The sequence below is a fragment of the Brevundimonas nasdae genome (genome assembly GCF_019395145.1).
Lineage (GTDB): Bacteria > Pseudomonadota > Alphaproteobacteria > Caulobacterales > Caulobacteraceae > Brevundimonas > Brevundimonas nasdae.
In genome coordinates this window covers 2,431,921-2,446,831 of sequence record NZ_CP080034.1, presented here as the reverse complement: position 1 = coordinate 2,446,831, position 14,911 = coordinate 2,431,921, and the positions used below count along the sequence as shown (strand labels likewise).

Here is a 14,911-nt window from a genome sequence, read left to right as displayed (position 1 = left end):
ATGGGGAGCGTCATGAGCGACCCGCAAGCCGGAAAACGCGTTGCGGACCGTCAAGCAGCCGAGTGGCATGTGCGCCTCGGCAAACGGCCCGTGTCTGCGGCTACCCTGTCCGCATTTAAAGTCTGGCGGGAGACCCCTGTGAACGCCGACGCCTACCGCCGCGTCGAGATGCTGTGGCGTTCGGCGGGCGGGCTCGGGGCAGACGCTGACGTCCAGGCGCTGACGCGCGAGACGTTGAAGGCCACAGCCCCACGGGAGCGGGCTTGGACCCGCCGATTGATCCCGGCGACGGCGCTTCTCGCGGGGCTGGGCGCCGTCGTTCTGCTCGCGAGTTTCTGGCTTCAGACCCGCAATCTGTATTCAACCGAAGTCGGCCAGCACGAAGTAATCCGGCTTGCAGACGGAACCCAGGTTCGCCTGGACACGGACACGCGGGTTCGCGTCCAGTTCACCGGCGCCGAGCGGCAGATCGTCCTGGAACAGGGGCAGGCCCTGTTCACCGTCGCCCACGACGCGGATCGTCCATTCCGGGTTTCTGCTGGTGCGACCGAGGTGACGGCGCTCGGCACGGTTTTTGATGTTCGTCGTCGGCCCGAAGGCGCGCGCGTTACCCTGCTTGAGGGCGTCGTTGTGGTCACCGACGCCGACGCGCGTGCTGGCGGGACCTGGCGGCTGCGGCCCGGCCAGCAGGTCGAGACCGCAAAGTCCAACGTCACGCCTGTCGCCGTTGACGCCGTCGAGGTGACCAGTTGGACGCAGGGCCGTCTTGTGTTCAGGGGCACACCGCTGCGCGAGGCGGTGGCCGAGATCAACCGCTACCTTCCCGACAAGATCGTTCTGGCGGTCGGTCCACTCGCCGATACCCCCGTCAATGGAGTGTTCGCAACCGGAGATGGTGACGCCTTCGTCGCCGCCGTCTCCGACCTATTCGGCCTGCGGGCCGTGGTGGACGCCGACGGTGGCGTGCGTCTGATCCGCTCATCCGTCAGCGGATAAAAATATAGGGTTCAAACTCAGATCATGGGTCCGGGCTGCGTCTCTTGTTCGACGCCATCTCGCGTCGGAGGGGACACACCATGACCACACATTTTCGAAGCCTGCTCCTGAGCGCCATTGTCGCGCCGATCGCCGCGATGGCGGGAGCCGCCCAGGCCGAGGCCGCCCGCGACTTCGACATCGGTGCCGGACCGCTCGACGCAGCGCTCGTCAGATACGCCCGTCAGGCCGAAATCCAGTTGCTTTACACGGCCGATCTGGTGGACGGCCTCAGGACCTCGGGCGTCACTGGGCGTCATGCACCCAGCGCGGCGCTCGACCGTCTGCTGTCGGGGACCGGGATCGTCTGGTCCCGCAGCCGCCCGGGTGTCATTGTTCTCCGACGGGCGGTCGATGTCCGCGCCGATCTCACGGATGCGGCTGACATCAGCGAAGTCCTCGTCACGGGCTCGCTGCTGCGGGGGGCAGGAGAGACGCCGTCGCCCGTCACCGTCATCTCGCGGGCCGAGATCGACGCGAGAGGGGCTGCGACCGCGGCGGATGTCCTGACCACCCTGCCTCAGAGCTACGCCGGCTCTGCTACGCCCGGAACACTGTTGGCGCTCAATGACGCCCAGGGCAGCAACAGTTCTTTGTCGACCGGGGTCAACCTCCGAGGGCTGGGCGAAGACTCCACCCTGGTCCTGATCAACGGTCGCCGGATCGCAGGCACAGGTTCGCGTGGCGAATTCGCTGACCTTTCGACAATTCCGGGCGCGGCGCTTGAACGTGTCGATGTTCTGCTCGACGGAGCCTCCGCCATCTACGGATCGGACGCCGTGGGCGGCGTGGTGAATGTCATCCTGAAACGCAATTTCGACGGACACGAAAGCCGCGTCCGCGTCGCGGCGGCGCAGGGCGGCGCGGAAGATGTTCTCGCCTCCCATCTCTTCGGCAAGGGATGGTCATCGGGCTCAGCGCTTCTGAGTTACGAATATCAGCACTCGAACGCCCTGAACTCGGCGGACCGTCCCTATACGGCGACGGGCGACCTGCGGCCCTGGGGTGGTCTGGATTACAGAAACATCTACGGCGTGCCCGCAAACATTGCGCGGTTTGACGCTGGCCTCGGCGCCTATGTCTCGGCCTATGCGATCCGTCCCGGCGCCGACGGCATCGCGCGATCCCCTGCGGATTTCTCCGCAGGGCAGTCCAATCTCTACAATCGCAGGGAGGGAATGGATCTCATTCCCGAGCAGGAGCGGCAGACTGTGTATGCTCGCGCCCGGCAGGCGTTCGGCGATCACGTGGAAATCTCCGGCGATGTGCGCTTCAGCGAGCGAAACTACGACTACGCAAGCATCTCCGCTGGCGGGCTCTACACCGTCACGAACGCCAATCCCTGGTTCGTGTCGCCCAACGGCTCGACGTCCCACCTGATCGCCTATGATTTCGGTCGGGAAATCGGTCCTACCAAACGGACCGGTCGCTCCAGGAGTTTCGCTACGACACTCGGCGCCGATATCAACCTGACGCCCGACTGGTCGCTCGACCTCTACGGGTCCTGGGCCGAAGAAGCGAGTTTCGGCGCCCAGGAAAACCAGATCAACACCACCTTCCTGAACGAGGCTCTGGGGTCAATCGCCGACAATCCGTTGACCTCCTACAGTCCGGCCCGCGACGGCTATCTCAACCTCTTCGGTTCGGGCGCGGCCAACGGTCGCGAGGTGCTTGACTTCATCAGCCAGGGATATGATCGGAATTGGGCGCGTAGTCGCGTCGAGACGGTCAACGCCTTGATCAACGGGACCGCTATGACACTGCCGGGCGGGCCCCTGCAGGTTGCGACAGGCTTCAATTACCGACGTGAGGTCTTACGTAACCGCGGCGCCTCCTTCAAGTCCGGGCTGACGCCGATCGAAGGTCTGACCCGGATTCGAGACCGGGAAATCTACGCCGCCTTTGTCGAGCTCCGCGCGCCGCTCTTCGGCGTGCCCAACGCCGCGCCCGGTCTGCGGAGACTGGAGCTCAGCCTCGCCGCACGAACCGAATCTTACAGCGATTTCGGATCCACGACGAACCCCAAGCTGGGCGTCATCTGGGAGCCGTTCGAAGGTGTTACTGGCAAGGCGAGCTGGGGGACGTCGTTCCGCGCCCCGGCTTTAACCGAACTGTACGAGCCGGTGCAGATTGGGGCGGTCAACTTGGCTTCGCCGACCGGTTCGCAGCTGTCGCTCGTCCGCCTTGGCGGCAATGAGGAACTCCAGCCGGAGAAGGCCAAGAGTCTGACTGTCGGCTTCGACATCGTCCGGCCGAGCGGTTTGAAGTTCGGCGCCAGCTATTTCGACATCCTGTTCGATGACCGCATCGGCCGGCCCGCGTCCAGTAACCTGACCACCGTGCTCAACAACCCGGCTTTGGCGCCCTTCCTGACGTTCGTGAATCCGTCGAGCAGCGCCGCAGATCTGGCGCTTGTCCAGAGCTATCTGGCGAACCCGGCCTATCTTCAGCCCGGCCAGTATCCTGCCACCGCCTTTCGGATCATCCTCGACGGTCGGTGGGCGAACACGGGCGAACTCAGGACGAGGGGCGTGGACTTCACGGCCGGATACGGGCTGGATCTCGGCGCGCATCGTATCGATCTCGACATCGGCGGAACCTATGTCCTCGAATACAGCCGCAAGCTCACGCCTGTGGCGTCTCGGGAGCAGTTGGCCGACCTGGTCGGCTTCCCGGCGAACCTTCGTCTCAACGCCGCCGCAAGATGGACCCGCGGCGACTGGTCAGGCCGTCTCGGCGTCAACTACGTCGATGACTACCGCAGCCTTAAGGGCGTGAAGATCGATCCCTGGACGACTGTCGATGCGCAACTGCGCTGGTCGCCGTCAGGCTGGCGTCTGCTCGAAGGCGTCGACCTGGCGCTAAGCGCGCAGAACCTCTTCGATGAGACACCGCCGTTCTACGATAATCCTCAGGGGTTCGGATTCGATCCGGCAAACGCCAACATCCTCGGTCGCGTGGTGTCGCTTCAACTGACCAAGCGTTGGTGAGCATTTCCCATGTGCACGATCCTGCGGCTTACGCCGTGGATGCTGGCGGCGACGCTGGTTCTCACGGCTTGTCCATCACAGGCCGATCCGTTTCGGGTCGACCACATCCTGCAACGGGAGGCGTTCGGCTCAGTCCGCCTCTCGCCCGACGGACGAAAAATCCTGTTCGAACGCCAAGGGCCGTACGAGAGCGCTGACCGGTTCGATCTGGGGTTCTTCGGCGGCTGGACGACGAGCGAGGTCTGGGTGGCTGACAGGACGGCGTCGACGCCTCCGCGTCCTCTGCTTGCGGCTGCGGAAAGTCGGGGGGTGGTGCTCGGAGACTTCTCGCCCTCCGGCCGCCGGCTCGTCGTTCACCGTCTCCAACACGATCGATGGGAGACGGGGGTTGTCGAACTCGCTACCGGCGTCGTCGCCTGGCTGGGGCTGGGGGCGGAGCCTCCCGTCAAGGGGCAGACGGTGATTTGGCGATCCGATCAGGAACTCCTCCTGACGGCCCGTAGTGACGGCGATCTGCCTTACGAGATCGGCGGGATCGCTCGGGCCGTGCGAGAGACCGACAGGCGTCGTCAGGTTAGTGCGCTAGGCGGTGTCGGCATCACTGTGTGGGGCGCTGGGCGGCTGGCCGACAAGGAGGGCTATGGTGCGCCTCTGCGGACCTGGCGGATCGATCTGGCCAATGCAGAACGCACCCTGCTTGCGGAAGGCCAGACCCTCGACATGGCCCTGTCCGACGATGGTCGATGGCTTGCCATGCTGGACCGGGGCGCACCAGCGCCGGCAACCGAGCCGCTGAGGTCGCTGGAGCCGCCGGAGCGTCGTAGGCTGAGGCTTCAGGACCTTGCGACGGGCGAGTGGTGGGAAGCCTGCGGGGGATGCGAGGTCGCGTCCGGCCTTCTCGGGTGGTCTAGGGACGGAAAGCTCCTCGTCTGGGAGCGGGAGACGACGCTGGCGTCGACCAACGGCCGTCTTCTGGTTCTCGATCCTGCCCGGAAGGCCGTCGCCCCGCTCTCGCTCGGAGACCTTGAACCGGAAGTGGGCGCGACCCGAGATGCGGGCTTCCAGACCGTTCGCGCCGTATGGAGGGGGGCCGACGTCGTCGCGCTTGCGAGACAACCGGGTGCGTCACGCGCGGATTGGTATCGTGTAGGCGAGGGCGAGCCGATCAATCTCACCGCATCTCTCCCGGGGGCACCAGGCGGAATCGAAGCTGTCCAAGACGACGGTTTCATCGTCGGCGCCGAAGGCGCCTTCTGGTCGATCTCAGTCGGTGGGGCCCGTCGTCTTGCCGGCCCTGAGGGCGTTTCGGCGGTGGCGACCACGACGTTATGGACATCTCCCCGCCTAAGGTTGAACGCGCCCGAGCAAAAGCTGTGGGTTCTCGGTCGCGCACCAGACGGATCGGTATGGCGGTTCGACCGCGATCATCCGGCTGAGGTGATCGCTGCGACTGTGGCAGCGGATGTGCGCGCGGCAGGGGCGGACCTTCTGGTGAGCCGGCGGGTGGAACACGATGGTGAGGTTTTGGACCTTCAGACGTTGGAGGGGAGGCGGTCTCTGGCCCGGATCAACGGCTTCCTGGTCAACGTGGAGTTCGGCGAACCCCTGCCGGTTACGACGCTGAGCGCTCAAGCAGCCTACCGCACAAGCTGGCTCATCGCGCCGCCCGGCGGGCTCCGACCGGGCACTCCGGTCATCCTGCTGGCCTATCCGGGCGCTTCGACTCATCGACCGGATAGCCGAGGCGATTCTTCGGCCATGGCGAACGCCCAGTTGCTGGCCGGTTTCGGCTATGCTGTACTCCTTCCGGCGCTTCCTGGAACCGGACCGGACGGGCCGGCCTCTCACCTCACCGAGCGAGTCCTGGCGACGCTCGATGCAGCACTCGAGCAATATCCCGACTTGGATGGCAACCGGGTCGGTTATATCGGACATAGTTTCGGTGGATACGCTGGACTGGTCCTCGCTACGGAGACGGACCGCATTCGCAGCTTCGTCGTTCTGTCGAGTTCAGCCAATCTCGCCGCAGCTTGGGGAGCCTTCGCTGGTTTTGCACGGGCCAATCAGGAGTTCGGCCTCTACGTCCGCCGCAGCGCGGGCTGGTCGGAGCAAGGGCAGGGGGCGATGGGCGGCCCGCCCTGGAATCTTTCGGAAACCTACGTCCGGAACAGTCCCTTCTTCAGCGCCCGATCGATCACGGCACCGGTTCTTCTGGTCCATGGTGACCTCGACTTTGTCCCCTTGACTGAGGCTGAAAGCGTCTTCACCGCGCTATGGCGGCAGAACAAGGACGTGCAGCTGGTGACCTATTGGGGGGAGCATCATCTCTTCTCCAGTCCGGGCGTGATCCGTGATCTTTGGAATCGGATCGACGGCTGGTTCGCCTCAACGCTCGGGCCGTCTCCTGCGAGGCTCACCGTCCCGCCGTCATCCGAGCTTCCCATCGGCGGACCCACGCCTCCGTAGAGACGGCAGCCAGAATCTCGGCGGCGCCGCCGCGCCATAGAAGTCGATCCGGAACGAGCCGGGCTTCCATGTCGGCTCGATCGAAAACGCTTTGATCGGCGAGGCGGCCGCCAAGCAGATAGTCTCGGAGGAAGGGCAGGTTTGCGGCCGTCTGCTGATTGAAATAGGCGGCGTAGTCTCCTTTGGCGCGACGGTTCGCGATCGCCTCAGGCAGACGATCTGCAAAGACACGTCGGGCAAGACCGCGCTCCTGTCCGCCCGGCGTAAGGTCCGGCACGGGCGTTCTGAGCGCCCACTCTATCAGGGGTTGGGACATCAGGGGGTGGACCATATCGACCACGTCAGACCGCAGACACCGAGAGTAGTAGGCAAGCCCGCTCTCGATGGCCGCGATCTGCATCCGCTTTCCGGGAGAGAGGTCGTGCACCTTGAGGTCCTGTAAGGCGTGGCGCGAAGCACGGAGAACGGACCAGGTCGAACTGCGGGTCCAGCGCGCAACGCCCGGCAGCGCTGGGGATAGAAGCGCCTGGATCGGACGGCGGCGCCATAGGTCGGCGAAGGTGAGCGGCGTGTGCATTTGGAAGAAGAGGGCGTCGCCCCCCTTGCCGGTCAGAAGCCTGTCGACACCTGCCGATCGACAGGCTTCGACGACCGTCAGGTCGTTGGCAAGATCACGGCCGTTCTGGCTGGGCCATGGATCGCCCGCTGTGGCCTCGAAGGCTTCAGCCGTGAACACGACCTCTTGGCGCAGGCGCACTTCGAGAGGAAGTCCTATCCAATTGGCCATCATGGTTGCAAACCTTCGCTCGTCGGTCTCGGGCTGAGGGCCGCGCGTGTTCAGTGTCAGGGCGATCGGGAGCTCCATCGCCCGTGCGGCCCCGGCGACGATTGAGGAGTCCAATCCGCCGGAAAGCTCCACGCCCAGTCGGCTATTCCGACCCATGACGTCGACGCACTCATCGAGACGTTCCCGTAGCTCTGCAGCGGCCGATCTTGGGGCGGATGCCGAACGGCCTACGATCTTGATCGCCGACCAGACGGTGGTCGGGGTTTGGCCAATGGCGCCATGCTCTCCCGCTCCGAGGATCGTCAGGCCCTGCAGTGGGGGGCTTCCGCGCAAGTCGAACGGAGAGGCGACAAGTCGCGCGACCGCATCCCAGTCGAAGCTCAGACGCGTAGGTGCGCCTGCAAACATCCAGTCCTCAGTTTCAGAAGCACAGATCCGGACGCCGTTGGCTGTCCAGAGGATGGCCGCCAACGCCCCCGACGGGTCTCGAAAGGCCGATCGGAAACCACCTTCTGAGTCCCGGAAGAGAACGACGTATCGTCCCCATCGATTACGGCTGTACCAGGCAGCCGCCTGAAGATCCTCTCTCGGTCCAGCGGGAAGCGGGGTCGAACCGAACGCGAATAGGTCGCCGATTACGAGCTCGCCCTGTCGCGGTCTCTGCAGGGCGGGCGGACAAGGCCCCTTGATCCCGACCCATGATGTTCGGGTCATCTCCACGGCGACGTAACCGGCGGGGCCGGCGTCGCGTCGAAGCTGCGATGCCCGACGCACGGCCTCCGCGTCGTCGGACGCCCAGCTGAAGGCGACATAGCCTCGCATCAGACCACCATGATCGGCGTGTATAGGCCAACGCGTTCCGGGTCGTCGTCCAACACGGCGTCGTCGAATTGAAGCCAGCAGTGCGCGCTGAAGGGCCAGGTTCGAACGCCGAACACCCAGGCGGCGTCCTGTCCGGAGCGCCGCAGCATCGAAAGCAACACGAAGGCCCGATAGAGGCAGGCGCCCTGGTGCGGCGTCCAGGGCAACAAGGCTTGAAACGCCTCGGTTGTGACGGCGACGCGTTTCCGGTCAGGATTCTTCGTCGGTCGAGCGGGGAGTGCATCGAGGAGAATGCGGACCGTCGGATCGGGGCCAAGGTTTCGGATCCGTCTCGCTGCTGACAGGAAGGCTACTACATTGGCCGGGCGGCGGCGGTTTCGACCGAGTGGCAGACAAGTTGTTGGAGGATGAGGGAAGCGCGTTCCGACGTCGGAAAGCGTCGCCGCGCACAGAGTGTCCGACAGCAGGCCAGAGGCTTTCAGCAACTCTGACAGTGCTTCGTCGAAGGTCAAGTTTCGACCGTCCACCAAGATACGGGAACCGATTTCCGGCAGACAGCCATAGGTGTCGGTCCGGAGATCCAGAATGACGACATCCTGCCCGGTCACAGCGAGGAAAACGCCGTCGACCAAGCGGCCGGAGAGTGAGGCGCATTTTGCCATACGATGAGCTGTGGCGTTCCACGGCAAGGTGCGGGACGGGCCTGAGGCCCGCCCCGATCCCGGTCAGGGATGCACTTTCCAGACACCGAAATCGGTTTCGGGCAGGTCGCCCATGTCCGAGCCGAGTGTGAGGGTGCCAGCGGCGCCGAAGTCGATCCGGCGGAAGGCGGATTTGGTCATCGTCATCTCCTTGGAGGAGGCGCTGAGGCGCGGGCCCAACTCTTGAGCGTGTGCCCTGAACGCCCTGCGACTGGGGGTTGGAAGGGGTGGTGTGAAGGCGGGCGCGCCTGAGCGCACCCGCTGCGTGCTTCACCCGAGGGTCGGATAGACGCTGAGGTCGTTCTCCGGGATGGTGCCTTGCTCGGCGCCGCGCGTCAGTGTGGACGCAGGGCCGAAAGCGATCAGTCGGATGTTCGAAGAGGTGGTCATGGTCGGTCTCCCTTCTTGAGCGCCGCGACATTGCGACGGCTCCATCAAGAGCCCGGTGGTCCGAACCGACAATCTATATCTGTCGTGTATTTGCGAGGGTCAGGCGTCGCCGACGTCCCGGCGGCCTGCAATCAGGTCACGGCCGGCTTCCAGCCAGGCCTCTGTCTCGGCGTCACGTTGGCGGCTCTCGGTTTCGAGCTTCTGAAAGGCATCGGTAAACGCTTCGATCAAGGCGCGTGGGTCGAGCGTGCGCAAACGCGGCCCCATGCTGCGATCAAACTCGCCCAGGGCGATCAGGAAGATCAGCATAAGCTTTATGTCGGCTGTGTTCCTGGCGAATTCCGTGGACCCCAGGGCGGGCGAGATCAGCAAGGAATAGGGATCGCTGTCCGTGGCGACGGCGAATCTCTGGACGTAGTCGTGGTTGAGACGACCGGCGCCGCTTTCAAAATATTCGTAGGTCCTAGGCGGCAGATTCATAGCCGTGGCGACCTGTTGAACCGTCATGCCACGGGCGCGGCGAATGGTGCGGGCGGCCAGCCCGACCAGGCGCGCATCACTCAGGTTTTTAGGCGGATCGGGCGGCATGAGGGACGACCTTTCACTACCGAAGGTGTCCATTTCCTTGCTGCGGATCAATGCTGGCGTGTGTGTCTTTTTTGTTCTGTTTCCGGAGCAGTGGCCAATACCGCAAGAATTTAGCGGGCACGACACCGTCCAATTTGCGGGGGTTGCGACGAAGATTTTCGCAGACTTGGGGGCGGCTCTGGGGAACGATGGTTCGATCGAACGATCGGAGGCGGGCGTGCCTCTCGTGCGGATCGGATCCCACCATGGCGCGGAATCGCGACCCCTTCATGCAAGCGCTTTCGAGCTTGCGGGAACGTATCCAGTCCGGACGGATTGCAGGCGGCTCGCCGGTGATCGTCCAGGACGAGGCGCTGAGCCTGCGCCTGTCGACCACCCCGGTGCGGGAGGCGCTCGCGCGTCTGAGCGGAGAGGGTCTGGTCGAGCGCGCCCCTTCCGGCGGCTATGTCGCTCTCAGGTTGGACGCCACGGCGGCGCGCGATCGTTATGCGATGCACGCCCAGTTCGTCAGGATCGCCCTCGACCTGAATAGTCGGGCTTTGGCGCCGTTGCGTGCGCCCGCACCGGACATCGACATCGCTTCCACGGACGCGGCCCAGCAGCTGTTCACGGGGATTGTTCGCAGCGCAGGGAATCAGGTGTTGTGGGAGGCCTTTCTCAAGGTTTCGGGGCAGCTCGACATCATGCGCCGCCTCGAGCTCCGATTGTTCGGCGACCGGAGGCAAGAGGCCGACGCGTTGTATCGGGCCTATGTCGCCGGCGGGGACCCGCCGTTCGAGGTGCTCCTCGATCTGTACCACGATCGCCGCATACGGGCCTCCGGCGCGCTCGCTGCGCTCGCGGAGCGTGGGCCGGAACAGGCCTAGCTGAGCTCGGCGACCAGAGCTGGCGTCCGGGCGCAACGCCGTTCGTAGAAGCCTTCTATGAGCGCGAGCAGATCCGGAATTCGTCCCTCGACGGTCGCCTCGATCATCGTGCGCGCGGCGTCGGCGCCCGCTCTATTGCGACGGTGCTCCGCCACCAGGACGGACCGGAGGCGATCGTTAAGCCTTTCGTGCGCCAGGGTGAGGGCCATGTTGCCGCACTGGGCGACCAGTCCGTTGAACAGCGTCTGGACGCCGTCCAGAGGATCGACCGAGGAAGCCGCCTTTCGCAGAGGTGTGAGCCCGCGAGGGTAAAGGGTGAGGGCTGCGTGGAGAAAGGCGCGCTGCAGTTCGAAAAGATCTATCACATCCGCTGCTTTCAGCGCCGGATAGAAGTACCCTCGTCCCTTTCGGCGCTCGATCAATCCCTGGCCGGCGAGGCAAGCGAGGGCTTCCCGCACCGGGGTCGGGCTCAGACCGACCTCCGCCGCCAGTTCGGTGATGACGATCGCTTCACCGGGAGTGAAGCGCCCGGCGTCGACGAATCTGCGCACTGCGCAGAGCGCCGCACCATATGGATCTCGAGGCTCCGCAACCGCCATGGCGCGTTCACTCCAAGAGGTGACCGTTGAAACCGGGTCTCATGCCACCGATCTTCGCAAATATCTTTCACGTATTTCAAGTATATATTTGAAAAACAAAGAGATTGCGCAATCTCCGCAAGATTGTTGCGTCCTGCTGGCAAGTTTACCGCGGCTTTAGAAAGGTGAGGCTGGGCTTTGTCGTCGACCTCGGCGCTCGGCCTCTGGCGGATGCTGAGGTCGCCCGGAAATAACCCGATCTGGGAGAAGTCGACGCGCCCGTCAGGACCGTCGCGCCTTGACAGGGATGCGAGATGCATGATTTGTGATCACAACGAACAAGGCGACGTGGGAGAGGTCGGCCTAGCCGGCGCCGAAGGAGCAACCGCCCCGGAATCTCTCAGGCAAAAGGACCGCGTCGCTGAATGAATCTGGAAAGAAGTCATCGGCGTCCGCCGAGAGGCTCGCCGAAGGAGTAACGCTCTCAGGCAGATAGACAGATGGGGCGTTGAGCGCGAGGGAGATTTGCGGGGAGCCCATGCCGAAATAGTTTCGGCCCTGAGCCCTATCTGAACTGACACCGTCGGGAGGGGACGTGTTTCAGGTTATTCCCGTTTTCTGCCTCTGCTTCGCCGTGCTTGCCAGATCGAGCCGCGGTCGCGCCGCGCCCCGGCTCATATAAAAAATATGGGAGGGAAGTATGAGACGGACTATGTTTGGTGTCAGCGGTCTGACGCTTGGAATGCTGTTAGCGACGGGCGCTGTCGCCCAGACGAATGAAGAGCCGGCTTCTGTGGGTGATGTCGTCGTCACCGGATCTCGATTGGCGGGGTCGGCGCTGAACTCGCCTGTGCCGGTCACCGCCGTAAGTGCGGAACAGATCGAGGCGACAGGGCATCAGAATCTGGCCGACATCCTGACGGAGCTGCCGCAAACCGGTGTCGGATTGAATGGCGCGAACAGCCAGAGAAACGCGAACCTGGCGGGGCTTAACCTGATCAGCCTGCGCCATCTGGGCGCGGATCGGACGCTTGTATTGGTCAACGGCCGCCGCGTGGTGGCGGGTCAGCCTTTTACGGCGGCGGTCGACATCAACTCCATCCCGGCGGCGCTGGTTGAGCGGGTTGAACTGGTGACGGGCGGCGCGTCGGCGGTGTATGGCGCTGACGCTGTCAGCGGGGTGGTAAACATCCTGCTGAAGCGGGATTTCGAAGGCTTTGCCGCTACGGTGAATGCGGGGATTACGTCGCGCGGGGATGGAGAATCGCGCGGCTTCAACTTCACTGCGGGCAAGAATTTCGACGAGGGTAAGGGCAATGTCGTCGTCAACTTCCTGTATGACGATGTGGCCGGGGTTCAGGCGACCCAGCGCGCGTGGGGCGTCAGCGGCGTCAACACGATCAGCAACCCCGAGAATACCGGGCCGAACGACGGCATACCCAACTTCATTCAGGCGCCCAACATCCGCTTCAACTGGTCCAACCAGCAGGGCCTGGTCTGGGTCGCAGGGCAGTATCTGTCGCTGACATCGGATGGAACGGGCATCCGGCCTTACGACTTCGGGGCGCTGGGTGATCGAGGCGGTCGCAGCGTTGGCGGCGATGGCGGAAGCTTTGAGCAGTACGACAATCTGAGCATGCCGCTGGAGCGCTATGGCCTGACCAGCAATTTCAACTACCAGATCACGCCGAAGATCCATTTCTTCTTTGAAGGCAACTACATCAAGACCAAGACCCAGTCCTTCTGGCAGCCGGTCGCGGATGATTTCGTCTATGCCTCGCCGTGGTTGACGCTGGATAATCCCTTCATGCCGACCGATCTGCGGGCTGTGCTGACCGCCAATGGCCAGACCGGCACGGAGGTTTACCGCGTCTATGACCAGTTCGGGCGTCGCGGCAGTGTGGCGGACCGGACGCAACAGCAGTTCACCGGAGGCATCGACGGGAAGCTGTCCGGCAGTTGGAAGTACAACCTGTTCGCCGCCTATGGCGAGAACAGCCAGAACACGCTGCTGGTGAATGGCCGCAACCAGACCCGCTGGCTGCAACAGAATGACGTCATCCTGCTGAACGGCGCCCCGGCCTGTCGCAGCGCAGAGGCGCGGGCGCAGGGGTGTGTGCCCTATAACCCGTTCGGGCAGACGACGGGCACGGACGCCGCCATCGCTTACAGCCGCATAGACGAGCCCTATTCCGCCAGCACCCGGCTGAAGACGGTCGGCGGCAGCCTGAGCGGCGACCTGCTGCAACTGCCCGCAGGGCCGGTCGCTTCGGCGATCGGATTTGAATGGCGCGAGGCGAGCGCGGAGACGCATCCTTCCGCGCTGCAGCAGCAGGGGCTGACCTTCTATCCGCAGGAAAGCCCGGTCAGCGGCTCCATCCGCGTGAAGGAGGCCTTCGCCGAACTGAGGGCGCCCCTGATCAGGGACCATGTCCTGATCAACGACCTGCAGATCCAGGCGGCGGGTCGGGTGTCGGACTACAATGTCAACGGAACCCAGTATTCGTGGAATCTTGGCGGCGTCTATTCTCCGGTCGAGGGATTGCGGTTCCGGGTGATGCGGTCGCAGTCGGTGCGGGCGCCGAACGTCTCCGAACTGTTCTCGCCACTGCAGGAAAGCTTCTTCTTCGTCAGCGATCCCTGCGACGTCACTTTGCGGAATCAGTCGGCGACGCGCGAGGCCAACTGCACAGCCTTGGGCATCCCGGCAAACTTCTCGGCGCCCACCAATGGTTCGACCGTTCACGGCCAGATCGGCGGCAACATTCATCTTGAGCCGGAGACTGCCAAGACCTGGACCATCGGTGCGACGCTGGCGACATCGCGTCTGCCCGGCCTGACGGTGACCGTGGACTATTTCGACATCGAAATCACTGACGCCATCGGGGCCATTCCGGTGCAGTCGCTGGTGGACAACTGTGTTGACCTGAACATCTCGCCCGACGCTAACGCCAACTGCGCGGCGGTCACACGCAGTTCGACCACCCACGGCATCACCAATGTCCAGGCGACATCCCTGAACATAGGCAAGTTCACCAGCCGTGGAGTGGACTTCAACCTGAACTACAAATTCGATCTGTCCCGATACGCCTCGACACTGCCGGGGGAGCTGACGCTGAACCTGGCGGGAACCTATCTGGACCGTCTGCGTCAGCTGACGGATGCGGCGGATCCCCTGACCGAAATACGGCTTGAGGGCACTTTGGGGTCGCCGAAGTGGAACGCCATCGCCTCGGCCGTCTATCGCCTGGATGATCTGTCGGTCAGTTGGCGCGCGCGATACCATGGCAGCACCTCGATCTTGAGCGGGATCAGCGTCTCCAACCCGCCGCCTGCTGATCAGTTCGATCGGCCCAATACAGGAACCAAGGTCTTCAATGATCTGTCTGTCGCCTATCAGATCAACGCGAAAACCGACGCCCGCATCACTGTGCAGAACATCTTTGACGTGAAGCCGCCGAACCGCGCCTTCAACATCCACCAGGGCATCTACAACGCTTCCTTCTATGACAACCTGGGGACGTCGATCGTCGGCGCCCTTACCTATCGTTTCTGACGTCGTAATCCGGGTGGGTTTCTTCCGGATCGGGGCTTCGGTCTCGATCCGGTGGAATTTTCCGACAGAGTTTCCTTCTCAACTGATCTGACTGTAGTGTGATATCGATCGTCGCGCATGAGTCCGTCAGGG

General features: G+C 63.7%; 9 protein-coding genes and 1 riboswitch. Of the genes, 5 read left to right on the top strand and 4 right to left on the bottom strand.

Annotated elements, in window-relative coordinates; all coding sequences use genetic code 11:
- From KWG56_RS11905 to KWG56_RS11895, 3 genes are read left to right on the top strand one after another with little or no spacing between them, the layout of a single operon-like run.
- On the top strand, positions 1-996 hold the full coding sequence (locus tag KWG56_RS11905) for a FecR family protein (RefSeq protein WP_308384597.1): 996 nt from the start codon (positions 1-3) through the stop codon (positions 994-996).
- A gap of 44 nt (positions 997-1,040) precedes the next feature.
- Complete coding sequence (locus KWG56_RS11900) at positions 1,041-4,025, top strand: TonB-dependent receptor (protein ID WP_219373665.1); 2,985 nt, start codon at positions 1,041-1,043, stop codon at positions 4,023-4,025.
- Positions 4,026-4,034: 9 nt separating this feature from the next.
- The gene (locus tag KWG56_RS11895; protein ID WP_219354919.1) at positions 4,035-6,491 is read left to right on the top strand and encodes a S9 family peptidase; all 2,457 of its coding nucleotides are present in this window, start codon (positions 4,035-4,037) and stop codon (positions 6,489-6,491) included.
- Here the strand turns inward: KWG56_RS11895 and KWG56_RS11890 are convergent.
- From KWG56_RS11890 to KWG56_RS11880, 3 genes are all read right to left on the bottom strand, one after another.
- On the bottom strand, positions 6,439-7,686 hold the full coding sequence (locus KWG56_RS11890; protein ID WP_280638382.1) for an asparagine synthase-related protein: 1,248 nt from the start codon (positions 7,684-7,686) through the stop codon (positions 6,439-6,441). The genes KWG56_RS11895 and KWG56_RS11890 overlap by 53 nt on opposite strands.
- Positions 7,687-8,099: 413 nt before the next feature.
- Complete coding sequence (locus tag KWG56_RS11885; RefSeq protein WP_219354917.1) at positions 8,100-8,732, bottom strand: lasso peptide biosynthesis B2 protein; 633 nt, start codon at positions 8,730-8,732, stop codon at positions 8,100-8,102.
- A 558-nt stretch (positions 8,733-9,290) separates the two neighbouring features.
- A complete protein-coding gene (locus KWG56_RS11880) occupies positions 9,291-9,830 on the bottom strand; it encodes a helix-turn-helix domain-containing protein (protein ID WP_219354916.1) in 540 nt (179 codons plus the stop codon).
- Between the two features lie 194 nt (positions 9,831-10,024).
- On the opposite strand from KWG56_RS11880, the gene KWG56_RS11875 reads away from it, so the two are divergent.
- A complete protein-coding gene (locus tag KWG56_RS11875; RefSeq protein WP_219354915.1) occupies positions 10,025-10,645 on the top strand; it encodes a GntR family transcriptional regulator in 621 nt (206 codons plus the stop codon).
- Here the strand turns inward: KWG56_RS11875 and KWG56_RS11870 are convergent.
- Complete coding sequence (locus KWG56_RS11870; protein WP_280638381.1) at positions 10,642-11,244, bottom strand: GntR family transcriptional regulator; 603 nt, start codon at positions 11,242-11,244, stop codon at positions 10,642-10,644. The genes KWG56_RS11875 and KWG56_RS11870 overlap by 4 nt on opposite strands.
- A gap of 318 nt (positions 11,245-11,562) precedes the next feature.
- Positions 11,563-11,649: riboswitch (glycine riboswitch) on the top strand.
- A 274-nt stretch (positions 11,650-11,923) separates the two neighbouring features.
- Here KWG56_RS11870 and KWG56_RS11865 point away from each other — a divergent pair.
- On the top strand, positions 11,924-14,779 hold the full coding sequence (locus KWG56_RS11865) for a TonB-dependent receptor plug domain-containing protein (RefSeq protein WP_219354913.1): 2,856 nt from the start codon (positions 11,924-11,926) through the stop codon (positions 14,777-14,779).
- Positions 14,780-14,911 lie beyond the last annotated feature (132 nt).